This is a genomic window from Bacillus manliponensis (assembly GCF_000712595.1).
Taxonomy (GTDB): Bacteria; Bacillota; Bacilli; order Bacillales; family Bacillaceae_G; genus Bacillus_A; species Bacillus_A manliponensis.
Window position 1 is genome coordinate 74,313 of sequence record NZ_JOTN01000012.1, and the last position, 26,578, is coordinate 100,890.

Genomic DNA, 26,578 nt, shown 5'->3' on the forward strand with positions numbered 1-26,578 from the left:
CAAGACGTTAAGTCTTGAGGGCGAGATTGTATCTCGCGGTGCCACCTCAGTTTGTTAATATGTCACCATACTAACCTTATCAAGTACGGCATTACAAAGAATGCGTATACTCTATCTCGATAACGGGAGCTCCCGTCACACCATCGCCTTAAAAAGGTTCCGATGCGTTGCTCAGAGGCTTGCTTCAATAACCGATTTCTACTCCTTCTCAGCAACTAGAGTTCTCTGTGAGAAATACATGTTATTTACTCTTCTCTTCATTGCATTTTTTCCATATTATCACTGACTTAAAAGATTGTAAATATAAATTTCTGAATTTTGATTATTTTCTATTGCCCTCTACTATATAATGAGTTACAACCACAATAAGTTTCCTTAGGTAAAAATATTTTACACAACCCAAAAATGAAATGAGGATGAAATGATGTTTGATATGCAAAGAACCATACTTGAAGGCGCCTTTTTGTCAGCTCTATTTTCAGTCTTGATTTTAGCGATTTTATATTACAATCCGCGTTTACTACTAAATGATTATCCGAAAGAAATTCAAGATGCTGTGCCTCCAAAAACAGTTAAGGAAAAGTATCAATCTAACATTAGTAGTCTTTTCGTTATTCTTATACTCCTATTTATCCCCTTTTTATTTACGCTTCGTTATGATAATGAAACATCATTTTGGGCAATTTCCCTTTATTTTTTTATAGTGTTTATGATTGTAAATCTCGTAGACTTATTTCTACTAGATTGGATTATTTTCTGTAAAATTACACCTAAATTCATTGTGATTCCTGGAACTGAAGGGATGGAAATATATAAAGATTTTATTTTCCATCTTAAGGCATCATTAAAAGGAAGTATCATTTGTGCGATTTTCAGTCTATTATTAGCAGGATTGAGGGTTCTCGTCAAAACAGGATAATAAGATGAATTTCAAGGGATTTATCCTCCTTTTGTCGAATATTAGGAAAGGAAAAATCAATAAAAGGAGTTTTTTATATGGAAATGAAAGAAAAATTATTTATTGCTTCTAAAATATATCAATCAATCCTTATTTATTTTGCACACTGGGAGAACTCATTTATAAAGAAAGATGAGCTGGACTCTGCATATGAAACTTTAGTAACCGATATTTTAGCATCCACAACGCGGGAAGAATTTTCTTTTCTCATGATGGAGTTTATTGCGGAATTTAATAACGGTCATACACTGTTTCATGATCCATTATTAGAAAAACACCCTCTTGGTTTTACGCTAGATTTTATTAATGAAGAATGGCTTGTAAGCTCTTCTACAATTTCTCAATTAACGGTTGGGAATAAAATTATTTCTATACAGCAGCAACCGATTCAATCGTTATTCGAGCAGTTGAAAAGATATATCGTTGCTTCAAATGAAGCAGGAAGATTTGCAAGCTTTAGTAAGTTTTTAAAACTATATTTGCCTCATAGTTACAGTATTACATATGAAAATAAAGACGCTGAAATTGAGACAATTGTAGTAGATAGAAAGCATACTGAGGAATTTACTGCTACTGATTGTAAATGGTTGTCATCAGAAATAGCTTATATGAAAATCCCTTCCTTCAATCACCCGCGTTTTGAGGAAAGTGCTGTGCAACATATGAATGAGTTTATGGCTGCGCAAACACTAATTATTGATGTAAGAGGAAATAGTGGCGGTAGTACACCGATTCAACTTGTAAAGAAATTAATGAATAAACCATATCGCTGGTGGTCTGAAAGTAGCCCACTCAATATTGGCATCTTTTCTTATGAAGCGACGTTACGATTAGATAATGGATATTATCGAGATGCAAATATGCTTTGGAATTCACCATATGAACAGCCTATAAGTGATACATTTACTGGAGAAGTTTTTATTTTAGTAGATCGTCATACCCATTCAGCTGCTGAAGATTTTACAATGTTTTTTAAGGATAATAAACGTGCAACAATTATTGGCGAAACAACAAAAGGTTCAACAGGTCAGCCGTTTACATATAAGCACGATAGTGGAATCGCTTTTTATATTGGTACGAAAAAAGCATATATGCCAGATGGAACTCCTTTTGAAGGGATTGGGATTTCTCCTGATATCTATGTGGAACTTACGCGGGAAGACTTATATAATAAACACGATAGAATATTAGAGCATGCGAAAGAAAAACATTCTTTGCATAGAAATTAAAGTTATGCTCTTTTTTTATATAATAAGCTAATACTATATCAGTCTTTAGCTATAAACTAAAAGGATGATCACATATGAGAAAACCACGTATTGGTATGATTGGACTCGGGGGTATTGCCCAAAAAGCATATTTACCGATTGTTACAAAAGAAACTAATTGGACGTTTGTAGGAGCTTTTTCACCAAATGTAGTAAAACGAAAGCTCATTTGCAACCAGTATCGTATAAAAGATTTTAATAGTTTGCAAGCTCTTGCTGAGGAATGCGATGCTATTTTTGTGCATAGTTCGACGGAAACACACTTTGAAATCGTTTCTACCCTTTTAGAAAAAGGCGTAGATGTTTACGTTGATAAACCATTGGCAGAAACGATTGAACAGGCTGAGAAACTAGTTGAGTTAAGTGAAAAGCATAAACGAAAGCTTATGGTTGGCTTTAATCGTCGTTTTGCACCGATGTATGTACAAGCGAAACAACAGGCTAACAATATAGCTTCATTACGCTTTGAAAAACATAGAACAAATAGTGTTGGACCTTATTCATATGAATTTACGATGTTAGATGATTATTTACATGTAGTAGATACAGTAAGATGGTTAGCAAACGAAGATTTACATGTCGTGCATGGAACAGTAAATACAAATACTGAAAATCACCTTATGTACGCTGGACATACGTATACCAATCAGAAAGGAACGACTTTCTTTACAGATATGCACCGAAGAGCAGGTACAAATTTAGAAAAACTAGAAATTTTAACAGAGGGGTCTATTTTACGCGTGAAAAATATGAATACGTTAGAAGTCGAATCTCATAACAGCGTAACAACTTCCCTCTCTCCTTCTTGGGATACAACATTAAGGCAGCGCGGGTTTGAAGGCACGGTAGAACATTTTGTAAATTGTATACAAGAAGATAGACAGCCAATTGTTGATGGATTAGAAGGGTTAAAGTCTCAACTGTTAATAGATCAATTGCTAAGACAAAAAGTTTGAATGTTATCTAAAAATGTAAATTGCTAACCAACCTATCCGACTTAATTGAATCCCAAAAAATCGGTAAAAATACTTCTATTTGATCCATAATGTATTTGAAAGGAATGATAAAACTTGGATTGGCTAGAGAGAATAAATCAAGTCATGGACTATATTGAAGAAAACTTATTACATGAGATCGATACGAAAGAAATTGCGAAGTTAGCTTACTGCTCTGAATATCATTTCCCAAGAATGTTTTCATCTATCACAGGAGTCACTTTATCAGAATATATAAGGCGACGACGTTTATCGCAGGCGGCACTTGAACTTCAAAATAACGATGTTGTTCGAGTTATTGACCTTGCTCTTCAGTGTGGATATGATTCTCCAGATGCTTTTAGTCGTGCTTTTAAAAGTCTCCATGGGATTACTCCAACAGAAGCACGCAATAAAGGAAGTAAACTAAAAGCCTTTCCAAGACTCTCCTTTCAAATGACGATTAAAGGGGATGTAGAAATGGATTATAGAATTGAAGAACTAGATTTTGAGATTGAAATTGTAGGAGTAAAACAAAAAGTCGTTACAAAAGAGGCTTCTCATATCATTTCAAAGCTATGGGGAGATGCGACTGAAAACGGGTTATTACAACGACTTATAAATATGTCATGGGAAAATCCACAATGTAAGTTAGAAGGTCTCTTAGGCGTATGTGGAAAACAAGCGACCATTACAGATGAAGAGTTTCATTATATTATGGGGTGTCGTTATCAAAGTGAATTACCTAGCGCTATGAAGAAAATATCACTACCTCCAAGTACATGGGTGGTTTTCCCGAATGTCGCCGAAGCTTGGAAACGTCTATACACTGAATGGCTTCCTACTTCAGGATATGAACTAGCAGATCTTCCTTGTATTGAAAATTATTTAGCACCTGATAGAGAGCCAAATAGTGAGCTTTGGGTTCCGGTAGTTAAAAGATAAAGTCTTTGTTAAACAATCAGTATAAACAAGGAGAAATCGTATTCTCTTAGCTTATACTGATTGTTTTTATATGCAGACTGATATTTCAACTTCCTAATGTTCAGATTTAAGGTAATTATAAGGAGTGAAAAATACAAAAGATATATTTACTATGTTAGTATTTTTCATGAAGGAGGATGAAATACAATGAAAAAGAACTACAAAAAATATCCATTTCTTCTTATATGTTTTCTTATTGTTTTTATTTTAATGGATTATTTTAAATATGATTCATTTTTCTTTAAAGACAATATGTTACCCGCTGCTGGGATAACGATACTCTACACTTTTTTTGAATGGCTTTATGAATTCAGTAAAAAGTAAAAAAGGCCGTTCATTTAGAAAGCCTCTTTTACTTTTTATGTACATGCTGAGCATGTATAAACTGTTGAATCACTTCATTTAACTTCCCTGCTGCTTTTGTAGGAATTTGATGCTTCGCATTCGCAATGAAAATTAATTCATTACGTGGCAGTGTCTTTTGTAGTAATTTTGCGTGTTCATAAAAAGAAGGATCTTTCTGACCGTATACTAATAAAACTGGCAGATGCATACCTAGAAGCTGATCCGTACAATTATAATCTAAGCTATAACGGTAATATTGCTCAAAGTTTTCAGCATTCCCTTTTTTAGCTTCTTGAAACATCTTTTTGAACAATTTACGAGTATTTGAATTTCCCCATGAAATTGAAAATGCTAAAAATGAAACTGCTCCTGCTTTCGCCAGTTTTACACCTAATGAAATTTTCTTTTTTAAATATCCATCTCTTACTTCTGACATCCCACCAATGAGAATACTTCCTAAGCTCCTTTCGGGGAAATTTAATACGAATTGTAATGCAACAGAACTTCCCGTTGAATATCCGCATACAAAAGTTTTCTCAACTTGTAAATAATCTAATAAACATTTAATGTCTTCGGCAATTAACGGATACGTAATTGGTTTGCTTGAATACTTACTCCTACCATGCCCTCTAATATCAAAAGCAATAACTTGAAACATTTTCGACAATTCCTCTAGTTGATACTCAAAATTCACATGTGTGAGCACAGGAGGATGAATGAAAAGAATCGGGATCCCCTCTCCTTTTACTGTATAATACAGGCTACTACCGTCTACATCTAACATTGGCATATAATCGGATCACCTCAGTAATATGTACTCATTTCAAAAAATGAGTGGATTTATACTTTTCCATCCTATATTGTGCACATCTACTTTAAAAATATTTCATTCCTTATTCTATTAAAGGGTCATATTCTTAGAATAAGGAATGAAATTAAATATCCAGGTAACTAGTCCTATCTAAAAACATAGATGCACTATTATTTAAAATATCAAACTTATACCAAGGTTCTTCTAACATCTCAGCAAAAAAGGCTCTCCTATAATAAAAAAAAGACTGTTGAGCTTATTGTCTCAACAGCCTAGTTAAAAACTCTAAAATTTACATTTAGAGCTTTTGCTCATTATTTTCGAAGCCTTTATACTTCATCTTGAAAAAAGGATCTCTTTCCACCTTTTCTTACTTCACCTTAATAGTAGCTCTTTTTGTAACTATTCGAATAATCCATAGTCCGACTCCCAATAAAAGAATATTCCCAAGAAGAGAAACATACATTGGCAAATGATTGATATTTGGCAGCATGTTAACTATGACATCTGCTGGAAGAGATAATATTCTAGCAGGTCCACGAATATCTAAGAAAGATGTATCGAATGTCCAAAGAAATTCTAATAATGATGCACATGCAATCCCAAGAGCAATAAACCCGAAGCCAATTATCCATCCATAACGATGATATCCAGCGCCAATTAACCAACCAATTATATAATACGTGAATATGTTTAGCGTATAAACAATGATAATAGAAAACCAATTTGTATAACTGCCTAAAAATGGTGTGTTATCTATGACAGGAGAAAATTGAAAAATATTGATAATAATATGTTGGATTCCAGAGAGTATCGTGCACAATACTGGAATTACTAATGAAAGTCCAATTGATCCTAATGCCGCTCCGAAGAAATAATCTTTTCTTGTCACTCCTTGTTTGACATAGAATCTAATAAATGCATAAGCTGAAATAATTCCAATTACCAGCATAAACACTCTAGAGGAATGGTGGGAAAAGTCTATAAAGCCACCTTCAAGAAAATCCCCCTCGATAACCCCTCTCCTTGTTATAAGTATCCCTATTATTATATTAGCTGTTAGCAGGAATAGTAAGTACCACGAAGACCATATAAGCTGTACGAAAAACATATCTCTTGCAACTTTCCCCATATTTGATTTTAGGTAATGTTTCATATTACTCTTCCTCTCTTGTTAAATGAATAAACAAATCTTGTAGCGGTATTGTGCCAATTTCTAAATCTAACTGTCCTGCTTCAAAAAGCTTCTCATCTGACAGTTGACCATACACTACTACGCGCTTTGTATTACCTAGTTGTTGTGTATTTAATAATTCCATTCCCCTAACAAATGTTTCTACTACTTCAGAAGAGCCAGTGATAGACGTTCCTTTTCCTATGAAATCTTCATAGGAATCTTTCGCTACAAGCTCTCCTTTGTGAATAATGAGAACTTCATCAAATAAATAGTCCATTTCAGACACAAGATGAGTAGAAAGAATAATCGTACGAGGATGCTTTTCATGGTCTTCTAATAGCTCTTGGTAAAAAATCTCTCTTGTCGGTGCATCCATTCCGATATACGCTTCATCAAAAATAGTTATTGGTGAACGGCTAGCTAAGCCAATTGTAACGTTAAGAGCAGATTGCATTCCTTTAGAAAGTTTATAGACTGGCTTATCTAAAGGGAGTTTAAATCTTTTTACTAATTTCTCAGCAAATATAGCATCAAAATTTGGTCTATATCGCTCTGCTACTTCTAATAGTCCTTTTACTTTCTCCGTTTCATCTGTATAATCGGCATTGTATATGAAGGAGACATAAGGCGTAATTTTTCCGTTTTCAAAAGGGTTTTCGCCACCAATTTTAATGCTTCCTGATGACGGCTCTCTAAAAGAGGCTAATAAAGATAACATTGTTGTTTTCCCTGCACCGTTTCTGCCAATGAATCCATAAATTTTCCCGCTTTCTAGATGAAAAGAGACTCCTTTTATTGCTTCAAAATCTTTATATGTAACTGTCACATTCTCCACATCTATATTAAGCCTCATGGTTATCACGTCCCTTCACTTGGTTCATAAAGATTGTTAACTCCTGTTCTGATATTCCTAATTTATCCGCCTCTTGCATCATCGGTAACACATACTCATCTAAAAAAGAATCTTTCCGTTTTTGTATCAATTTTTCTTTTGCACCTTCTGCAACAAACATCCCTACACCTCTTTTTTTGTAAATAACCCCAGATTCAACTAATAAATTCATTCCTTTTGATACAGTAGCATGATTAATCTTGTAAAACTGTACCAATTGCGTTGTTGATGGCACTTGATCGTCTACTTTTAATTGTCCATTCACAATTTGATCCTCTACACGGTCTTTAATTTGTAAAAATATAGGTTTATTATTATCAAATGCTGTACCTAACAAAAAATCACCACCTGTATGTATAACCATTACACTTAAATGGTTATATAGTTATGTGTATAACCATATAACTTTGAGTTTATTTTGTCAATCTATCTTTGATATCACTAATTGTTTTTCTTCCACCTTTAGAATCCCATGCATAGCATATAGTGGCTTTTTTTATAGCAAACGTAAATGAAGGAGAGAAATTTTTTAACTATGCTACCTGATAAGTAGAAGTGATATACTCATAAACAACACCCAAAATTTTCAATGGGAGGAAATGATATGAGGATCACAATACAAGAATATGTAGTCAATGAAATAGAGTCAGGACCATATGGAATAACAGCAGGAAAAGATGGGGCATTGTGGTTTACCGAACAGAAAGGGAATCGAATTGGTAGAATAAATGCTAATGGTGAAATGAATTCTTTTCCGGTTCCGACAGCAAATGCAGGAGTTATGTCAATTATTTCGGACCAGACTGGTGACTTATGGTTTACGGAATATAACACAAGCAAAATCGGTAAAATGTCGATGAACGGTCTTTTTGAAGAATATGCACTCCCTTCAACAAATGCTGCACCTTTTGGTATAACGGAAGGACCAGATGGAGCAATGTGGTTTACAGAAATGAATAACGGTAGGATCGGAAGAATAACAAAGTCAGGGGAAATCACCGAGTTTGAATTGCCTAACTCCAAGTCATTTCCCTCTTTTATTACTCTAGGATCAGACGGAGCATTATGGTTTACACAGAATCAGAACAATACGATTGGGAGAATAACTACTAAAGGTGAGGTGACAGAATATCCAATCCCAACACCTAACTCCGGGCCAGTTGGAATTGCGAGCGGACCAGATGGAGCAATATGGTTTGTGCAAATCATGGGCAATAAGATTGGTAGAATTACGTTCGAAGGTGAGGTCAAAGAATTTGTTATACCGACGCCGAACGCTCGCCCTCATGCCATAATACCCGGGAAGAACGGAGATCTTTGGTTCACGGAATGGGCAGGTAACCAAATCAGCCGAATTACAGTTGAAGGAGTTATTACGGAATATACGATACCTACAAATAATGCAGAGCCACATGGTATCACATTTTGTCCGAATGGCGATATTTGGTTCGCTGAAGAGTGTAATCAAATTGGACGCCTAACAATCATAACGTAATAGGTATGTCATCCATCACTATGAAACTCAGAAAAGTAAATATCCCAAAACAAAAAAATGTACATTTTTTTGTTTTGGGATATTATAAAATTCTTAAGTTGATGACGGTGTGAAGCTACCCCTAATATGGTACCAAAATGATTTTAATACCCTGTATTGCGTGCTTATTTCGTTAGAGGAAAGGCTGCTTCTATAATTTCTCCAATTATTCCTTTTATTTGGTGCACACCCGTATCAGCATTTGTCATAATAATAACTCCTGTTTCTTTATGTGGGTAGAAAACAATCATACATTGAAATCCAATACCCCATCCAAATGAGGAAATTTCTAAATTGTCATTTGAGTTGTCGAGAAACACCCCTAAGCCTGTCCACGGTGAACAACCTTGTGGTGTAATCATTTCTCGCATTAACTTTTCTGAATAGCCAAGATTACTTTTTCCTTTTAAAGAGTTTATTATTTCAAGCACCACGCTAGCTAAATCGGAAGGTGTTGTCCAAATCCCCGCGGCAGCAGCATATGGGTAAAATGGATATTTTTCATTAATAACATGTCCTTTTTTATCATGTCCACAAGCAAAATTATTGTAGTTTCCTTTAAGGTTATGGAATGGAAAATAGCTATTTTTCATATGTAACGGATCAAATATAAGGTCTTGCACAATTTTTTCAAAAGATTGTCCTGTTACATCTTCTATTATTTGCTGGATCATACAAAAGTTTATATCAGAGTAGTGAAATTCACTTTCAGGTTCGTATGTCACTTGAATAGACTTTTTACAATAGGGTGTCTTTCCTTCTAATAAATCTATCATGCTAGGAATTCCTAATGTCTCCGTATATTCACTAAAGCTTCCAGCAGGGTCAATGAATCCTGATTGATGACTTAGTAGGTTACGTAGTGTAACATGTTTTCTCGTGGTGAAATCGCTGGGAGGAACTTTCCAAGAAGTAAGTATATTGTTTATATTTTCGTCTAAACTGAGATTACCTTGCCTCGTTAATTTTAATACAATTAAAGAGGCTACTAATTTACTAATAGAACAAGAACTAAAAATAGACTGTTTATCTACTTTTCTATTCGTGCCTACCTCAAGAACACCAAATTCTTGCGTTTCAATACGTCCATTATGAAAAGATGCGATACTTAATCCAGGTATTTTGTAATGCTGCATCCGTTCTGAAATATTTATTGTATTTGTCATCAAGGTTTATCGCTCCCTAGGAATTTTTATTGTTTATCCCCTACTACTTTTTTACACTGATAACAATTTCTTTTATTTCCTTCTAACCTCCCACCCTATCTTTATTTACTGTATCTTAAATATTACTATTTCGTTTTTTCGTTGTATAATTATATGCATTTTATGGTGTAAGTTGTAGTAATGAAGTTTTTGCTAAAAATAAAACGAAGAGACTTTTCAAAAATAATCATATATTTGATGAGGTTACATAGTATGATTAAGTTAATACCATTTTATCCCACGAAAAACGCCTAATTGTATGAAAAGAAATGAGGTGATGAAATGAAAAGTCTGTATTCAATCATTTCCTGTATTTTTTTAGTACTCAGTATTCTCCCTTTTCTGTTAATACAATTTTCATTTACAGCTGAATACTATACTGTAGTAACACTTGGTCAGAAGGGAAAGATAGGAATAGTAATACCTATTTTGTATAGTGTGATTAGCCTCATTTTTGCAACCTTATCAAAACATGAAGACCTAAGAAGAACTTTACTTATTGCTAGTTTGTTCTTTTTATTCATAAATAGCGCTTTAGCTTTCGTTGCTATATTTGGGCTTCAAAATCCTTAAAAGAATGCTATTTTAGCATTTTCTTAAAGGAAATAGTGAATAGACTCTCTTTTTAAAAATATATATCGATTTTCTCGTCATATAATTGTATTCCTCCTAATACAAAAGGGGCTGCTTTGACAAACAGTCCCTTTTGTATAATATGTACGTTAGAAATACTTTTAAGATTCAGCAATACTATTTACAAGTAATAACAAATAGATTATTGCTGACAGAAATATAAATAATAAGCCGTTAATAATAATACTAAATACCTTTACACTGCGTTGTTTGCTTTTCATTCCTAAAACAAATGCTACGATAAACCCAACGTCAATTATGAAAAATAAAATGATACCAACCCATAAACTTGTACCTGGGAATAATCTAGGGATGAAAAATACTAATAATGCTGCAATAAGTAATACCATGGTTAGAATAATAGGTTTAATTGTTTTTGTATCCGTCATAATATCCCTCTTCTTCTATAATATAGTATTTATTTTACCATTTTTATGAAGTTTAGGGTTATTTTTCATTTATGGTAAGGATGAAATATGTAGTTTGAAAATATCATATACTTCTATTTAGGAGGTGTATGAATTGAATAAAATCATAATACATATTTCAAGGTGCCTTTTGGGTATTGTTTTCTTTATTGCAGGTCTAAACGGTTATTTTGTTATCTTTCATTTTGAACCGTTTATCCCAACGAGTTCTAAAGTAATGGCTATATTCGAATTTAAATATCTTCTAGTCTTTGAAAAATCTTTGGAAATAATATGTGGAGTTTTACTTTTACTGAATAGATTTGTCCCATTGGCTCTTGTAATTTTATCTCCAATTGTAGTTAACATTTTGTTATTTCATTTATTCCTCGATTACTCGTTACTCCTTATTGCAATCCTGCTTTTTATTATGAATATTTATATGCTATTTGCTTATAGAAAGAACTTTGTAAGTCTATTAGAGAAAAAGTAAAATTACCTTTCAACAAGTAAATCCCTATACAAAATAGGCGCTTTCCTTTATTAAGGATAAGCGCCTATTTTGTATAAATATTAACTTTGTTTCTTTAATAAATCCAATGTATGAGTAAATACACTCTCATCCGCTGGAATGAATAAACTCCACAGCAGTTTTGAGCTTTTTCTGATCCTAGTTTCTCACTCTTGTTTAATTCTTTATTTATTAATTTTCATTCGCTAGCATATGTGTAGCTGCCTCATGCATTTCTTTCAAACCTGACGCTTGAGCGTATTCAGCAACAGTGATGCCACTTGTTGTTAGAAGTTCAACAATATGCTCATCCATTCTTGACCAAGTTTTTCCTCCGGCATTATCATAAGCGTCGATTAACTTTGTTATCCCATCTTTTCCAAAGAGTAGTTGATGTGACATGAAATCTACAGATACATCAGCTATTCCTACTTCTGTCCAATCTATTAAGCCAGTTACATTATTGTTCTTATCAATAAGGATGTGACCTGGATGTAAATCACCATGTTTTACTCCTACATGAGATGGCCAAAAAGAATCTTCAGCTAGCCATGCTTGCCAGCGGTCCCATAAATTTTGATGGATATGGTATTGCTCTTTCACACGATCCATCCGTTGTTTCATGGAAGCTCTTAATTCATGAGCACCAAGAATTTCAACACCGATATCATTAAATTCTTGGTGGGATAATGAGTGTAAATTTGCTAGAGCTTTCCCTAATGAGTAATAATATTCAGATGGTACATTCGTTTCATCAAAACTCCATACATAACCTTGTTGTTCAATGTCAACAGTAGCGGCAGGAACACCACTTAGTTGCTTATAAGCAACTAAGTCTTCTGAGAAGATAGACCAATCAGGGACTTGGAAGCTTGCATGGTTATTAATGATTTCTAACGCTTTTTTCTCTTGCAAAGCATGTCTCATAGATTCTGGTCTACGTGGAATCCTTAGTATCCATTTATCCCCGTTTTGTTCTTTAGCATGTACTACTCGAAAGTCAACGCCAGACTCATTGACTTTTATTGTATCTTCTAAGATATTTAGTCCTTTATTAGTTGCTAATTGTTTAATTTTAAGTGTATTCATTTTTATTTCCTCCAACATGCTCATTTTATTGTTATCGTTATTGTCTAAATATAGAAAAATTAGATCGTTAAAATATCCAAATTTAATCAAGCAGTTTACGTCCCCCTTATTTATGGGGGTTACTATTAATAATTTTCAATAACGTACTTTTTCACTACCATTTTCTTAAACACACCAATTCGATTAAATTTGTGGACTTTAAGGTTCTTACTATTAAGAATGGTTCTATCAAAGAAAGAAATTTCTCTGTTCTTCAATCCCAAAGTTAATTATTTCATTCCCCCTTTTTTTAGTGGTCTTTAAAGAAATGTAATCATAAAAAAACCACAGACAAGCTTCTGTCTGTGGTTGAGAGTAAACGAGAATACAACAAATAGACGTCTCTCTTTGTATGAATGAAAAAGACATACGAAAAAAAGACAGATGTATATCTGCCTTTCTTCATGCGAAAAAGTGTATTTCTTCCGTTGAAGATTATTAAAAATGTGCAGACTACTCCCGTTTACTCTGTCTTATAAAAACAGAGCCTTTGAACATATTAAATTACTTATTGTTCAAAGTTTGCTGACGTAGTCTTCCTGCATGCATCATCTTTAATAATCCTCCTTTCAATAATATAGTAACACTATACTTCATTTACAAGTAGATAGCAATGAAAACAATGAAATAAGCCAATCCAATTTGAACAACGAATAGTCAAATTAGATTGGCTAACAAATTAAAATCTTTATATTATAAAAAGAAAATTATTTACTCTTTTCCATAACCGCAAAATAATTCCCCTCATGATCCGCAAAGTTAAACACCTTACCAGAAGGCATGTTTACCATTTCTCCAACCGTAACATTTTTATTAGACAGATCTGTGTATAATTTGTCTAGATTGTTTGAGAAAAACATTAAAGAAGGTGTACCAAGGTTTAGCCCAGGACTCATTTTTGAAATTACTTCCTTGTTGTGAAGTATAATAGTCGTTTCAGCATCTGGCGGAGCAATTTCAATCCACCTCATGCCCTGACTATTATTTTCTTCAGAAATAACATGAAAACCTAGTTTTTCAGTCCAAAAATGTACCGCCTCATCTTGATCGTTTACATACAGCATAATTTGACCAACTTTATGAATCATAAATGTTCCTCCTAAATGATTTAACGTTCTTACATAATTTCTATAATTATGGCTATCATTCCTTTTTAATATGGAATCCCTATTTTTGAAGCTCAGCGTATTCTTCCATGTCCGTAACAATTTGATTCACCGCTTGCTGCCAAAATGCTGGGCTACATAAATCGATACGGAAGTGTTCATAAACCAACTCTTCAACTGGTTTTTTTCTTGTCTCACTTAAAAATTGCTTGTATTTCTTATGGAAGTTACATCCTTCTTGTTTTGCAATGGTTAATAATCCTATGCTTAGTAAGTAACCAAAGGTATACGGATAGTTATAGAAAGGTATATTAGGTTCATAAAACTGGCCATATTTTATCCAAACAAAAGGTTGATATTGTTTTAAGTGGTTATTGTAAGCGACCTTTTGAGACTGTATTGATAACTCTTCAATTTCGGTAGAAGTTAATTGTCTATCCTTACTCTTTTCGTAAAAACGTTGCTCAAATATAAACGCTCCACGAATCGACATTACATAATTTAAGCTACTTTTTATTTTGTAATGAAGTAACGCTTTTTTTGTATGTAAATCATCTGTAACAGTAAGTAAATGATTAATAAAATTCACTTCAAATAAAATAGATGCGCATTCTGCAAGACTCATTGGAAAAGAAGTTGCCGAAGAGGAAAGCGCTGCATTATCTTCTAACTGTTTAAAATGCCACGCATGTCCGAGTTCATGAGCTAATATTCTCGCACTCTCTATCGTTCCATCATATTGTAAAGAAATTCTAGATTCTCCTTCCTGAAAGAAAGGTGCACAAAAACCTTGTATAGGTTTGTTATGCCTTTGTTCAGCATCAACCCAGCCATTGTTTATGGCGTGTAAAATAAATTGAGCCATTTCATCATTAATCGCTCTTAGTGAATTACATATATCCTCTACTGCTTTTGAAAAAGGAATTTTCTCTTGAGAATGTTGCTTAGAAGTCATCAGCTCATGCCATGTTAATTCTTCTCCGTCCTTTTTTTGCGAATCTAAAAAGGACGTAAATCGATTTAAATTATCATCTATCGTCTGCCACATCGTAAACAATGCTTTTTTTGAAATTCCATTTGTAGAAAGAGAATCAGCTAATATATCTTCTTGTTGTAATGCATCGCTTTGTTTAATTCTTAATTGCGCGATATTATTTAACGCATTAGCAAAAGAATCTTTTTCTGTATGTAATTTATTTGTTAGAGCATTAAAGGCTTTTGTTCTTTTAGTTGGATTGTCATGATTCATAGCTATGTGGGTTGCTTCACTAAAGGAAATGTACTTTGAGGTATTTTCATCAGCCAGTTCAATTTCTAACGTACGTATGAGTTGTGTGTACATACTTTGCCAATGATGTAATTCATTTTTTGTATGGTTTACAGTTTCATTATTGAAGCTATCAAAGTTGTTCTTAGAAAATTCATTAAGGAAAGCCTTTACGAAGGGAAAACTGTACCATTCTTCTCTTTTGTCAGTGGGAAGGTTGATTATATATTGTTGCCATTTTAAAAATAAAGCTTGTGCTGCATTTTTAAGAGTATTTATCTTGCCACGTAATGCATCTAAAGAGGAGTGATCTTCTATTTCAGAGGCAAGACAGTAACAATAATACTCTGCTTTTTTCAGTCTGCTTTGGACATTAGATAAAGTTTGTAACATACTTTCATTTATAAATTGTTCACACTGCAATATAAAATCCGTTTCTTCTTTTAAAGTATGTATTAACTCTGTGATTTCCTTTACTTCGTTCGGTAACATTTGACCGGATTCATTTGGATATAAACTTTTTAAATCCCACCTTGTTGGTGTGTGAAAAGTTTGATTCATGAAAGTAACCTCCAATACTAGGGTTATTTATGATGTAAATTAAGATTCTTGTATTTTGATAGTATCTAAACTTCATTTAATTGTAAATATATTCGCATTATTCTATCTGAGAAACATAAATAGATGTGTACATTATGTGACAAAGCTTAATCATACAAAAAGCGATGCCCTAAATCATCGGGACATCGCTTTTACTTATTCACTTTTATATTCATTTAAGTAAAAATAAAACAGTACACCATCACTGGTATTTTTAGCTCCATATTGAGCTCCGTGTAATTGCAATATCCGTTTTACAATTGGTAACCCAAGTCCAGTACCACCATTTACCCTCTTTCTCGATGCATCTATACGATAAAATTGATCCCATATTTTTTCTAAGCTTTCATCTGGTAGATGAGCTCCTTTATTTTCTATACCTACATAAACAAGGTTATCTTCTTTTTTAACATGAATGATGATACGTTGTTTAGAATCTGTATAACGAATTGCATTTGTAAATAAATTTGTAACAACTTGTTCTAATAGATGTGTTTTCCCGACCGCTGTAATATTTTCTACATGTAATGATACGTATAAATCCTTTTCTTCAATTTGGAATTGAAGTTTTTTATGAATATTTTCAATGACTCCGCTAATATCAACTTCTTCCATTTCAATTTGATATGTATCCGATTCATACTTTGCTAGATTAAGCATTTCACTTACTAATACATTCATTTTTTCAATTTCTGTTTCAATCGCATTCCAGTAATATTCATTTTTTTCGGGAGCGATCCCATCTTGCAGCATAGAAGCAGAGATTTGCATAACACTAAGCGGTGTTTTTAGCTCATGCGAAACACCTGAGATAAAGTCTTTTCTTACTTGTTCTAGCTTTTTCTCTTTTTCGATATCTTGCTTTAACTTTTCGATATAACCTTCCATTCTTTCTGATAACTCGTTTATATTGCTAGCAAGTACACCAAGCTCATCTTTGGATGTAACAGATAGTTTTTCATCAAATTGAAAATCTGTAATTTTTTGAGTCGCATCATTAATTTTTAATAAAGGTTTTGTAATTGTTCTCGAATAATACAAACAAATAATGACAGTTAGTATAAGCACAAGTACTATAAGATACCAGTAATAACCTTTCATAGCATCCGTTGCTTTTGTTAAAGGATGTAGTGAAGATAAACTATAAATAAAGTTGGTAATTTCACCATCTTTTATAATCGGTCTAACAGACTCCATATATTGTATTCCGTTTATATTGAGCTCTCTTTCGTGCCATTTATCTTCATGAACTTCAATTCGTTCCATTAATAAATCAGCTTGAAATTGCAAAATACGGTCTGCAAATGTTTCATTACTGTATACTGGTTGTATCTCATCATAATTTGGTATTTTTATATCCTTTACAATACCATCCAGTATATAGCCACCATAAAACTTCTCATGTCGAAACGGATTTCGCGGAATTTTATCATAGTAAGGAATTGTAAAAGCTCCTTCATATTCTCCAATGCGTATAGAATATGGAACAAGGGTATTTAAGTGCTCGTCTTTACTAACGAAATGAAAGTTAATGCTATTTGTTATTTCATTTTTTAAACTGTGTAACATGATACTGAAATTCGAATCTGTATGTTTCCCTGCATTAACTAAATTATTTAAATTTATTCTAGATGTCTTTAATTCGTCAGTTGTAGGTTCTGTATCAGTATATAATACCCCGTTTTGATGTCTTATAACTTCAGTTTGAACACCGTTTTGATTTACAATATCAATATAGAAATTTCCACTTGGTAGTTTTGTAATTGTCCCTAAATCATCGAGGGTTGTGATCATTACCCCATCTGTTTCAAAATAAGAGCTTTCCATGTTTTGTAGTTTATGTTCATTTGTTGGATTTTTCATATACGTTGTGTAGTATTGTTCTAACTGTTCATGAATGCGATCTTTTTCTTTATCGATGTAAATGTATTTGAAGAAATAATATTGTCCACCAATAAATGTAGCGATGACTATACAACACAACACAAATGTCATAAAGAATAACTTGTAAACAATCCTTTTACGCATTATGGATTCACCATAAATTTATAACCTAAGCGAATTACCGTTGTAATATGATGAGCTTTCTCTCCTAACTTTTGACGAATGTTTCGCATATGTGTGTTTAACGTTTTATCGTCTCCATCGTATTCATAACCCCAAATATGTGTAATTAATGCTTCTCTTGTAATGACTTGTTCTTTATGTTCCATTAAGTGTAGTAAAATCTCATATTCTGTATGTGTTAAATTAATCGCTGTCCCTTCTATTGAAACGGTGCGAGCGGACTTATTTATCTCAATTCCACATTGCGTTAATCTATCTTCTTTCGGTACTTGAGCCACAGTATATTTTAACAAACGGTTCGCTCTCGCTAATAAAATAGATGGCTTAAAAGGTTTTGTTACATAATCATCCGCACCAAGCTCAAATCCAAGTAACGTGTCTTCTTCATCACTTCGCGCAGTTAATAAAATAATAGGAACTGTTGATTGCTTACGAATACGCCTGCAAACAGACCATCCATCAACTTTTGGTAGCATAATATCTAATATAACTAAGTTAAAATCTTGAGTAGCAAAGATATCTAACCCTTGTTGTCCATCTTCTGCTGTGAGCACTTCATAGCCTTCGTGTACAAAATAATGCTGTATACTCTCTCTTAAAATCTCTTCATCTTCTACAATTAATACTTTTTTCATAGTTCTATCATCCAATCATTTATACCGTAATCGTCATTGCTTGTCTTCCCATTTGAATCCAAGCTTTTTCAAAGTCAGTTCGATTAAGTTTTCTATTTTTATTTTGTTGTAACGGATCATTTACATAAACATAATTTTCATCATAACCAGTTAGAACAACACTATGTTGTTGATACGTCACATTCGTTTTACCATCCTCTGTATTCCATACACGGAATTCCTTAGCTGGCAATTCTTTAAACAGGGCATTTGTTAATGTCCATACAGGGAAACCTTTATCTATATGTTCATATAAAGATTCAGGATTTGTTTCACTTAAGTTGATAATTCGTTTTGCAGGTACATATTGCTCTGCTAACTCTATAATTGGCCCAACATATACACCTAAACCTGGATTTTGAAAGGTTTTCATATCGCCTACAAAACCTTTCTTCATATCTCCCATCATACCATTTTGTTGAAATGGTTCGTATGTTATATTTTGGGCGAGTTCCATTTTATTTACGTCTATCCCAACAAAGTGTAAAAGCATCGCGAGGCTTGTTACTTCACAACCACGCATCAACTCAGGATTTTGTAAAATTAAAGGTACATCTAATGTTTTTGACATTTTTGAATATTCCTTCGATTCTTGCAATATTTTCGTTTCTGATGCATCTATCGTAACGTATGTATCACTTGATATGTAAACGTATGAGCCTACTCCTATTGAAGCCAAAACCGTTAAAGAAATGAATGTTTTTTTGAATTTAAATTTCATTGTTATCTCTCCTCATCTACTTTCTAAGGAGAGTATAGAAAATGTAAGTTCAGATGAGATGTGGCTACAATAAAGAAGAAGCTAAGTTTATATCAAGATTATATTAAGATTGAGGATGTGCAGCACAAATAATCTTATAGCAAGCAATATCTCTATGTCTACAGCATAATATTGCATTCAGTTTCTTTGAACTACCCCCACTTAGCTAATGCTTGAAGTAGGGGATTCCTGCGAACACCAATGTATCCATCAGTTATCTTAGCAGGCTAACTCCGTAGTCCCTACGGTTAGAAGCTACTTGTACGTTGACTCGCTACGCTCCCTACTTTCGCTTGGTTTTCGCAACTTCGGTAAGCGTGGGACGATAGAACGTTGAAGATTTTACGTTGTAGACGAATTTCCTACAACAACCTCATATCTTCAGTTTTCAAAGAGCAATCTGTACAAGTATAGGATCGCAAATATTTTGGCCATCGCCAACCGACATTCATCGCCCACCTACTCACTGGACTACGCTCCTCACGTTCCTTTAGGAAGGAGTATTCTGTCGGGGAAAGATAAAGTGAAACTACACTCAGTGGGGGGCTTCATCCCTCACTGAGTGTCAGCCCCTTAATGCGGGATAAAATAAAAAAAGCACAAGTTTTATGTAATTCCAAAACTTGTGCTTTTTGTTTATATTCCTCTATCCATCTCGTACAATGCGCGATACTTTTCATTCGTTTTAAGCAGATGTTTATGACTTCCTTGCATAATAATTTGACCATCTTCAAGAAAAATGATTTCATCCATATGCTCAATCCCAATAAGATGATGTGTTACCCAAATAATCGTTTTATCTTTTGCAGCAGTAAACATTGTTTCGAGTAAGGCATACTCCGTTTTCGGATCAAGACCAATAGTCGGTTCATCCAGTATCATAATAGGAGTTTTCTGTAAAAGTGTCCGAGCAAACGCGATGCGCTGACGCTCTCCTCCAGAAAACCTTTTCCCCATTTCATGCATGTTTGTATGGAGTCCTTCAGGTAGAGAAGAAATGAGTGAAGCGATTTGTGCTTGCTCAGCAGCATTCCATATATGTTGATCATCTGCATCTGGACGACCAATTCTTATATTATTTCCTATCGTTGTATCAAAGAGGTGTGGTTTTTGATTCAATACAGAAACATACTTTGCTAAAAGGTCAGTATGTGCTGTATTTCCATCAATTAATACTTGGCCGTTCGCTGGTTGTAAAGCCCCAGTTAGTAACTTTAACATCGTTGATTTTCCAGTACCACTTTTCCCTAAAACCGCAACCTTTTTTCCTGCTGGAATTGTGAGAGAAAGATTTTTCAGTACATCATCCTTACTACCTGGATAATGATACGATACATTCTCTAATTGAATAGCTACTTGTTTCTCTCTTTGTACAGATACTACTTTAGAAGAATACGCCCTTTCAAATGATGTAGCATGAGCATCTTCCACATTCGTAATTCGTGCTAACGAATCTCTATAAGATGGAATTCGCTCAATTGCATCCGAAACAGGAATCAATGCATTTGTAACCGATAATGTCATTAATACGAAAGCGGCAATAACTGTTGGTGCAATGTACTCGGCTTGTGCCTGTTTTCCAGTCCATATAATCATAGAGATTACAACAATCCCTACTATAAGATGAATCAGTCCATCACGCATGTGCTGCCAACGTTTCATTTTCTGTTCTACTTTTAATAAATCCATATCTTGCTTGGAACAACTTTTAATAAATTCAGTTGTTCGACCACTTGCTTGCCAATCTGTTAACCCAAACACCGCATCTGTTAATGTTTGATACAAATGAGTGCGGCCTTGTTTTAACGCAACATGATGCTGCTTCGTCATCATCAATGATAGCAATGGGATGAGAAAAACGATGACAGCTAGCATAAGCCCGACCATAAGCGCAAATATCCAATCGAACATGCCAAGAACACCGATAAATACACTATAAATCGTTAGTGCGAGTATACTCGGAAATATTGTTCGTAAATATAAGTTTTGCAGATGCTCAATATCTTCCGATAATACCCCTAATAAATCTCCTGTCTGATATCTTGATTGTAAAAGCAACGCTTGTGGCTCAACAACACGATATAATTTCGTCCGCATCTTTTCTAAAATGCGCAACACAACGTCGTGCCCAACGAGTCGTTCAATATAATGAAAGACTGCTTGTCCAATACTGAAAGCTCGCGTTGCTACAATTGGTACATACACGACCATAATATTGGCAGGTTGAAGAGAGGATTTAGAAATTAAGTAACCCGAAATAAAGAGAAGCATAGCCCCTGAACTAACGCCAAGCACACCAAGGAAAATAGTTAGGAGCATGCGCCCTTTATTTTGCTTTATATAAGGTTGAACCCAGCTTTTCATTCATATGACCTCCCTCCAACATGTTTCCCAATAAGTTGTTCGTATGCACCTTTATTATTTTTAAGTTCTTCATATGTTCCTTGTTCGACAAGTTTTCCTTTTTCTAAAACGAGAATATGATCCATATGTTTCATCCAATGAAGACGATGTGTTGCTAAAAATACAAGCTTCCCTTGGAATAAACGAAGCATCTCTTTTTTTATCTCAAATTCGGTTTCAATATCTAGATGAGCTGTAGGTTCATCTAATAAAATAATCGGTTTTTTACTAAGGAGTGCACGTGCCATTGCAATGCGTTGCTCTTGCCCACCGCTCAGCATGCGCCCGCCTTCTCCAATTCTTTCATGAATCCCGTTCGGAAGAGATGTAGCAAGGGAACGAAGAGCTACTTCGTCTATTACTCTTTCCACTTCTGCATCTGTAGCATTTGGTTCATAGAAACGAATATTGTTCGCTAAAGACAGCGGGAAAATGTATGGATTTTGCGGAATATAAGCGATATTTTGTAGCCAATCTTCACGTCCGAACGATTTCATATCGACACCATTAATAGAAATGTGGCCATCGTTTGGCTGAAGGAACCCAGCAAGTACATCAATGAACGTTGATTTCCCTGCCCCACTCTCACCAATAATACCAATCGCTCCATTTCCGTTCCATGAAAAATGTAAGTCTTGTAACAATGTTACTTCGGATGCTTCACTGGAAATCGTTATACCATTCAATACCATGCTACTAGAAGCGTTCCACATCATACGAGAGTCATTCAAAGAAACGTCTACTTTCTTTTGCTGCTCGATAATCTCTTCAATTTGCTCTAGTGCAATTTGTCCATCTAACGTTGCATGATAATTTGCTCCAACTTGACGGATTGGCAAGAAATACTCAGGAGCTAAAATTAAAATTGTAAGAGCTGGAAGTAAAATAATAGATCCATCTATTAAGCGAATACCAAGCCCTACTGCCACAAAGGCAATCGATAAACTTGTAAAGAAATCAAGTGCAAAAGAAGAAAGAAAAGCAACTCGCAATGTGCGAAGTGTTGCCTTTCGATATCTTTTACTAACCTTTTCAATTTTCTCTTCATGCTTTACACTCTGTCCTAAATACTTTAATGTTTCTAGGCCCTTTAGTGTATCAATGAAATGATTTGATAACACACGATACGTATCATATTGTTTATCAGCCATTTTCTGTGCCGCTAGGCCAAGAAGAATCATAAAGATAATCACAATTGGTACTGTTACAACTAAAATGACCGCAGATGTAGCATCTAATGTGAAAACATAGAGAACGATTATCACAGGAACAATACAAGTTCGAATCATTCGTGGGATCGTCAACTCAATATATGTTTTTAACTGCTGAATCCCTTCTATTGATAATGTAACCAGATGACCTGTTCCTTTTTCTTGTACAAATCTTGGGCCTAGTCTAAAGTACGCTTGTATTAATTGTTCACGTAATGCGAGTCCTGTTCTTTCTGAAAACCGCTCTACTAACATTTGTGATACATGTAGTAACAGACGTCTTACAACAAAGGCAATTGCAAAACAAATAATTTCCTTATAAACATCTTGTACGGTTTTTCCTTGAAATAAAAACGTAATGGTACGCGCTAAAAATGCTGCTTGAGCAATTAAGCTAAGAGCTTCAAAAATACTAATTAAACTAAGTGTTACATATAAAATACGGCTACCAGGATATGACGGAAGTCCTCTTTTTCTTTTCATTAGTACTCCAAATCGTTGTTTGACTTAACAGGTTGTTTAAATACATAATAACTCCATATTTGACTTCCTATAACAAACGGTAAAATAGTAAGCGAGAAATAACTCATGAGTTTTAATGCATAAGCCCCTGATGCAGCATTATAAATTGTTAAATCATTCGCTGCTCCTAATGTGCTAATCATGACACGTGGGAACATGCCGATAAACACACTTGCACTTAATAAAATGATTGTTAAACTTGTCATAAAGAACGCCCAACCATCTCTTCTTCTTTTATTTAATAATGTAGAGACAAATAACGCTACAAAAGCTCCAATTGGAACTACAATCCATTCTGTACCATGGGTAGTAAAAATATCCGTCTTCCATAACCCTACACCTGCAAAAATAAGAAGTGTGATTAATGTAACAGGAGCAATTTTCATCGCAACAATACGTGCACGTTCTCGTAATTCACCTGTTGTACGCAAAGTAATAAATTGCAATCCATGAACAATACATAAAAGAAGGAACATTACTCCACCGAGTAACGCAAATGGATGAAGTAATTGCATGAACCCGCCTACAATATTTTTATTCTCATCAATTGGTAATCCAACCATAAAGTTTGCAATTGTAATCCCCCAAAGTAGAGGTGGCAATACACTTCCAATGAATATACCAGAGTCCCATATACTTTTCCATTTATGATTTTCTATTTTACCTCGGAATTTAAAAGCAGCTCCTCTTATAATTAAAGCAAGAAGCATAAATACAAAAGGAATATAGAAACCACTAAATAGTGTTGCATACCAGTGCGGAAATGCTGCAAACATAGTACCACCAGCACAAACAAGCCATACTTCATTCGCGTGCCAAAACGGCCCAATTGTATTTAAATATATTCGTTTCTCCAAATCATTTTTTCCTAAAAACCTTGAAACTGTCCCTACTCCGAAATCGAAACCTTCAAGTACAAAGAAGCCAATAAATAAGATTGAGATAATTAAAAACCACAACTCATTAAGAGACAACATACTCTTCCTCCTTATCAAACGGATCATGGCTTTGATAATCCTTTTTAGCCTTCTTATTCGCATGCCCTTTAATTATACGAACGAATAAGTAAACAGAAATTCCTCCTAAAATTAAATACAGTGATGTGAATGAAATAAGCGAGAATAATACTTCTCCAAATGTAACATTTGGTGATACTGCATCTTCCGTTTTCATTACGCCGAACACAACCCAAGGCTGACGTCCCATCTCTGTCATAATCCAGCCTACTGTATTACCGATAAACGGAAGCGCAATCGCATACACCATCAATTTTAAATACAATGGTTTTTCTGTCAAACGATTCTTTCTTGATAAAAACCAACCATATGCACCTAGTATTAACATAAATGTTCCACTCATTACCATTGCGCGGAAACTCCAAAACATTGTACGTACTGGTGGAATATAATCTCCTGGCCCATACTTTGCTTCATATTCTGCTTGAAGCTGATTCATTCCCTCTACTTGACCACTGAACTTGTCATAAGATAATACACTTAATAAATATGGAATTTGAATTTCAAATGAATTTGATTTTGTTTCTGGATCAATATTTGCGACCACTGTAAATGGTGCTGGGTCTTCACTCGTATTCCAAAGCGCTTCAGCTGCTGCCATTTTCATTGGTTGTGATTTAATTAAATGTTGTGCTTGAGCGTGTCCAAAGAATAACACAAGCGCTGTTGAAATTGTTCCAACAATAATAGAAATGCGGAAAGACTTCTTAAACATAGCAGTCTCTTGTTTTTTTCCAATTTTCCATGCACTTACACCCGCAATGAAAAATGCGCCTGTTGCCATTGCAGCTGTAATTGTATGTGGGAATTGTACCCAAAGTTGTGGATTTTGAATGATTGCTAGGAAGTCATTCATTTGCGCACGGCCATCTACAATTTCATATCCTACTGGCGCATGCATAAAGGCGCTGGCAGTTAAAATCCAAAATGATGATAACATTGTTCCAATCGATAAAAGCCAAATGCATAGAAGATGAATACGTTTCGGCAGTTTATCCCAACCAAACACCCAAAGACCAAGGAATGTCGACTCTATGAAAAAGGCAAGAAGCCCTTCAATCGCAAGTGATGGTCCAAATACATCACCAACAAAACGAGAATAGGTTGACCAGTTCATACCAAACTGAAATTCTTGTAAAATACCAGTTACAACCCCAACTGCAAAGTTAACTAGGAATATTTGTGTCCAAAACTTTGTCATCTTTTTATAAATCTCTTGTCCTTTTACGACATACATAGTTTGCATTAGCGCAATAATAAAAGCTAAACCGATAGATAACGGAACGAAAAAGTAATGAAAAATCGTCGTTGCTGCGAATTGAATTCGTGACAATTCAAGAACGTCCATATTCAGGTCACTTCCTTCTTAATGTTTTATATTTATTACAAACAGGTTGAGGCACATGTAAGTTTTCGAGTCAACCCGTAAGAAATCCAAAATGAGAAATTCACATATGTATTTTGAGAAGATTAGGAATTTCAGAAATTAAATATAGTCGTAAAGTTTGAATTTAATCTGTTATTCAACTTTCTACTATTCACACAGTGTTTTATCTCTTAATTGGATTGTATAATATACTCACATAATAAATTCGGCTAATTTTTGACGTATTCATGACAGGAATTTGACGAAAATATGTCTTTTGTTATTTTTTTGAAAAAGGAATTAATTATTGTAAAAGTACGTTTTTTAGATGTTCATATCCTCTTTTTAGGGAACGATGCATACTTCTTCTAAGTTAGATCATAAAATGTTATCTAGAAAAAATACTCTTCGTTTAAATTAGAAATACAGATACAAACAGCAATACAAATATTGTAATCGGATATACAAAAACAAACGAAAAGGAAATGAAAGTAAAGTTTATAACTAACGATAATAATTGTTTACGGCAAGTAATTACTCAAAGGCGATGAGATTAATAAAAAAGCAGTATCTGTTGATTTGGAATAAGGCTTGATCAGAAATATTTTGCAAACCCTGATTCAAATATTCAAAAATTAAAAAGCCCGATTTCTCTATTTTAATTGAGAAATCGGGCTTTTTTCGTTTCTTCATTAAAGTGTTCGATTATCGAGTAACATAGTCTTGTTCAATTAAAGATTACTGTTACTAAAAGTAATA

At 34.1% G+C, this 26,578-nt stretch carries 22 protein-coding genes and 1 other annotated feature; of the genes, 6 read left to right on the plus strand and 16 right to left on the minus strand.

Annotated features, from left to right (window positions below; all coding sequences use genetic code 11):
- Positions 1 to 13 precede the first annotated feature (13 nt).
- Positions 14 to 270, minus strand: a binding site (T-box leader).
- Positions 271 to 421: 151 nt separating this feature from the next.
- The 4 genes from BAMA_RS14595 (at position 422) to BAMA_RS14610 (ending at position 4,145) form a co-directional block, all read left to right on the plus strand.
- Positions 422 to 919 (plus strand): nitroreductase, encoded by a 498-nt coding sequence (locus tag BAMA_RS14595; RefSeq protein ID WP_162176066.1) that lies wholly within the window; start codon positions 422 to 424, stop codon positions 917 to 919.
- Between the two features lie 77 nt (positions 920 to 996).
- Complete coding sequence (locus BAMA_RS14600; protein ID WP_034640309.1) at positions 997 to 2,187, plus strand: S41 family peptidase; 1,191 nt, start codon at positions 997 to 999, stop codon at positions 2,185 to 2,187.
- A 74-nt stretch (positions 2,188 to 2,261) separates the two neighbouring features.
- Positions 2,262 to 3,182 carry a Gfo/Idh/MocA family protein gene (locus BAMA_RS14605; protein ID WP_034640312.1) on the plus strand — a complete coding sequence of 307 codons (921 nt, stop codon included), beginning with the start codon at positions 2,262 to 2,264 and terminating at the stop codon, positions 3,180 to 3,182.
- Positions 3,183 to 3,296: 114 nt separating this feature from the next.
- Complete coding sequence (locus BAMA_RS14610) at positions 3,297 to 4,145, plus strand: AraC family transcriptional regulator (protein ID WP_034640315.1); 849 nt, start codon at positions 3,297 to 3,299, stop codon at positions 4,143 to 4,145.
- A gap of 391 nt (positions 4,146 to 4,536) precedes the next feature.
- On the opposite strand, the gene BAMA_RS14615 is transcribed toward BAMA_RS14610, so the two are convergent.
- From BAMA_RS14615 to BAMA_RS14630, 4 genes are all read right to left on the minus strand, one after another.
- Complete coding sequence (locus BAMA_RS14615) at positions 4,537 to 5,319, minus strand: alpha/beta fold hydrolase (protein WP_034640318.1); 783 nt, start codon at positions 5,317 to 5,319, stop codon at positions 4,537 to 4,539.
- A 391-nt stretch (positions 5,320 to 5,710) separates the two neighbouring features.
- On the minus strand, positions 5,711 to 6,496 hold the full coding sequence (locus BAMA_RS14620) for a hypothetical protein (RefSeq protein WP_034640321.1): 786 nt from the start codon (positions 6,494 to 6,496) through the stop codon (positions 5,711 to 5,713).
- A gap of 1 nt (position 6,497) precedes the next feature.
- Positions 6,498 to 7,370, minus strand: coding sequence for an ATP-binding cassette domain-containing protein (locus tag BAMA_RS14625; RefSeq protein ID WP_034640324.1), 873 nt, complete (start codon positions 7,368 to 7,370; stop codon positions 6,498 to 6,500).
- On the minus strand, positions 7,360 to 7,746 hold the full coding sequence (locus tag BAMA_RS14630; RefSeq protein WP_034640326.1) for a GntR family transcriptional regulator: 387 nt from the start codon (positions 7,744 to 7,746) through the stop codon (positions 7,360 to 7,362). The genes BAMA_RS14625 and BAMA_RS14630 overlap by 11 nt, the downstream gene beginning before the upstream one ends.
- A 267-nt stretch (positions 7,747 to 8,013) precedes the next feature.
- Here BAMA_RS14630 and BAMA_RS14635 point away from each other — a divergent pair, with 267 nt between their 5' ends.
- Positions 8,014 to 8,904, plus strand: coding sequence for a Vgb family protein (locus tag BAMA_RS14635; RefSeq protein ID WP_034640329.1), 891 nt, complete (start codon positions 8,014 to 8,016; stop codon positions 8,902 to 8,904).
- 164 nt (positions 8,905 to 9,068) lie between these two features.
- Here BAMA_RS14635 and BAMA_RS14640 read toward each other — a convergent pair whose 3' ends face one another.
- Both BAMA_RS14640 and BAMA_RS14650 read right to left on the minus strand, forming a co-directional pair.
- Entirely contained in the window at positions 9,069 to 10,112 is a 1,044-nt protein-coding gene (locus BAMA_RS14640) for a serine hydrolase domain-containing protein (protein WP_157406010.1), read from the minus strand.
- 770 nt (positions 10,113 to 10,882) lie between these two features.
- Positions 10,883 to 11,170, minus strand: a complete 288-nt coding sequence (locus tag BAMA_RS14650; RefSeq protein WP_034640338.1) for a hypothetical protein — start codon at positions 11,168 to 11,170, stop codon at positions 10,883 to 10,885.
- 133 nt (positions 11,171 to 11,303) lie between these two features.
- On the opposite strand from BAMA_RS14650, the gene BAMA_RS14655 reads away from it, so the two are divergent.
- Positions 11,304 to 11,681, plus strand: a complete 378-nt coding sequence (locus BAMA_RS14655) for a hypothetical protein (protein WP_034640341.1) — start codon at positions 11,304 to 11,306, stop codon at positions 11,679 to 11,681.
- Positions 11,682 to 11,891: 210 nt separating this feature from the next.
- Here the strand turns inward: BAMA_RS14655 and BAMA_RS14660 are convergent, their stop codons facing one another.
- The 10 genes from BAMA_RS14660 to BAMA_RS14705 all read right to left on the minus strand — a co-directional run bounded on the left by BAMA_RS14660 (position 11,892) and on the right by BAMA_RS14705 (position 25,801).
- A complete protein-coding gene (locus BAMA_RS14660; protein ID WP_034640342.1) occupies positions 11,892 to 12,788 on the minus strand; it encodes a macrolide 2'-phosphotransferase in 897 nt (298 codons plus the stop codon).
- 746 nt (positions 12,789 to 13,534) lie between these two features.
- Entirely contained in the window at positions 13,535 to 13,915 is a 381-nt protein-coding gene (locus tag BAMA_RS14665; protein ID WP_034640344.1) for a VOC family protein, read from the minus strand.
- A 79-nt stretch (positions 13,916 to 13,994) separates the two neighbouring features.
- Complete coding sequence (locus BAMA_RS14670; RefSeq protein WP_034640346.1) at positions 13,995 to 15,761, minus strand: gluzincin family metallopeptidase; 1,767 nt, start codon at positions 15,759 to 15,761, stop codon at positions 13,995 to 13,997.
- A 195-nt stretch (positions 15,762 to 15,956) separates the two neighbouring features.
- Positions 15,957 to 17,828: a sensor histidine kinase gene (locus tag BAMA_RS14675; RefSeq protein WP_034640348.1), complete on the minus strand. Its 1,872-nt coding sequence runs from the start codon at positions 17,826 to 17,828 to the stop codon at positions 15,957 to 15,959.
- On the minus strand, positions 17,828 to 18,502 hold the full coding sequence (locus BAMA_RS14680) for a response regulator transcription factor (protein WP_034640350.1): 675 nt from the start codon (positions 18,500 to 18,502) through the stop codon (positions 17,828 to 17,830). The genes BAMA_RS14675 and BAMA_RS14680 overlap by 1 nt, the downstream gene beginning before the upstream one ends.
- Positions 18,503 to 18,521: 19 nt before the next feature.
- Positions 18,522 to 19,262, minus strand: coding sequence for a C39 family peptidase (locus BAMA_RS14685; protein ID WP_034640352.1), 741 nt, complete (start codon positions 19,260 to 19,262; stop codon positions 18,522 to 18,524).
- A 675-nt stretch (positions 19,263 to 19,937) separates the two neighbouring features.
- The gene (cydC, locus tag BAMA_RS14690) at positions 19,938 to 21,665 is read right to left on the minus strand and encodes a thiol reductant ABC exporter subunit CydC (RefSeq protein ID WP_034640354.1); all 1,728 of its coding nucleotides are present in this window, start codon (positions 21,663 to 21,665) and stop codon (positions 19,938 to 19,940) included.
- Complete coding sequence (gene cydD, locus BAMA_RS14695) at positions 21,662 to 23,398, minus strand: thiol reductant ABC exporter subunit CydD (protein ID WP_034640356.1); 1,737 nt, start codon at positions 23,396 to 23,398, stop codon at positions 21,662 to 21,664. The genes cydC and cydD overlap by 4 nt, the downstream gene beginning before the upstream one ends.
- On the minus strand, positions 23,398 to 24,414 hold the full coding sequence (gene cydB, locus BAMA_RS14700; RefSeq protein WP_034640357.1) for a cytochrome d ubiquinol oxidase subunit II: 1,017 nt from the start codon (positions 24,412 to 24,414) through the stop codon (positions 23,398 to 23,400). Before cydB ends, cydD begins: the two co-directional genes overlap by 1 nt.
- Entirely contained in the window at positions 24,401 to 25,801 is a 1,401-nt protein-coding gene (locus BAMA_RS14705; RefSeq protein ID WP_034640359.1) for a cytochrome ubiquinol oxidase subunit I, read from the minus strand. Before BAMA_RS14705 ends, cydB begins: the two co-directional genes overlap by 14 nt.
- Positions 25,802 to 26,578: the final 777 nt, after the last annotated feature.

Bases quoted from the DNA above. Each gene is read 5' to 3' on its own strand.
- BAMA_RS14595 (WP_162176066.1), top strand. From the start codon at position 422: ATGATGTTTGATATGCAAAGAACCATACTTGAAGGCGCCTTTTTGTCA.
- BAMA_RS14600 (WP_034640309.1), top strand. From the start codon at position 997: ATGGAAATGAAAGAAAAATTATTTATTGCTTCTAAAATATATCAATCA.
- BAMA_RS14605 (WP_034640312.1), top strand. From the start codon at position 2,262: ATGAGAAAACCACGTATTGGTATGATTGGACTCGGGGGTATTGCCCAA.
- BAMA_RS14615 (WP_034640318.1), bottom strand. From the start codon at position 5,319: ATGCCAATGTTAGATGTAGACGGTAGTAGCCTGTATTATACAGTAAAA.
- BAMA_RS14620 (WP_034640321.1), bottom strand. From the start codon at position 6,496: ATGAAACATTACCTAAAATCAAATATGGGGAAAGTTGCAAGAGATATG.
- BAMA_RS14625 (WP_034640324.1), bottom strand. From the start codon at position 7,370: ATGAGGCTTAATATAGATGTGGAGAATGTGACAGTTACATATAAAGAT.
- BAMA_RS14635 (WP_034640329.1), top strand. From the start codon at position 8,014: ATGAGGATCACAATACAAGAATATGTAGTCAATGAAATAGAGTCAGGA.
- BAMA_RS14650 (WP_034640338.1), bottom strand. From the start codon at position 11,170: ATGACGGATACAAAAACAATTAAACCTATTATTCTAACCATGGTATTA.
- BAMA_RS14660 (WP_034640342.1), bottom strand. From the start codon at position 12,788: ATGAATACACTTAAAATTAAACAATTAGCAACTAATAAAGGACTAAAT.
- BAMA_RS14665 (WP_034640344.1), bottom strand. From the start codon at position 13,915: ATGATTCATAAAGTTGGTCAAATTATGCTGTATGTAAACGATCAAGAT.
- BAMA_RS14670 (WP_034640346.1), bottom strand. From the start codon at position 15,761: ATGAATCAAACTTTTCACACACCAACAAGGTGGGATTTAAAAAGTTTA.
- BAMA_RS14675 (WP_034640348.1), bottom strand. From the start codon at position 17,828: ATGCGTAAAAGGATTGTTTACAAGTTATTCTTTATGACATTTGTGTTG.
- BAMA_RS14680 (WP_034640350.1), bottom strand. From the start codon at position 18,502: ATGAAAAAAGTATTAATTGTAGAAGATGAAGAGATTTTAAGAGAGAGT.
- BAMA_RS14685 (WP_034640352.1), bottom strand. From the start codon at position 19,262: ATGAAATTTAAATTCAAAAAAACATTCATTTCTTTAACGGTTTTGGCT.
- cydC (WP_034640354.1), bottom strand. From the start codon at position 21,665: ATGAAAAGCTGGGTTCAACCTTATATAAAGCAAAATAAAGGGCGCATG.
- cydD (WP_034640356.1), bottom strand. From the start codon at position 23,398: ATGAAAAGAAAAAGAGGACTTCCGTCATATCCTGGTAGCCGTATTTTA.
- cydB (WP_034640357.1), bottom strand. From the start codon at position 24,414: ATGTTGTCTCTTAATGAGTTGTGGTTTTTAATTATCTCAATCTTATTT.
- BAMA_RS14705 (WP_034640359.1), bottom strand. From the start codon at position 25,801: ATGGACGTTCTTGAATTGTCACGAATTCAATTCGCAGCAACGACGATT.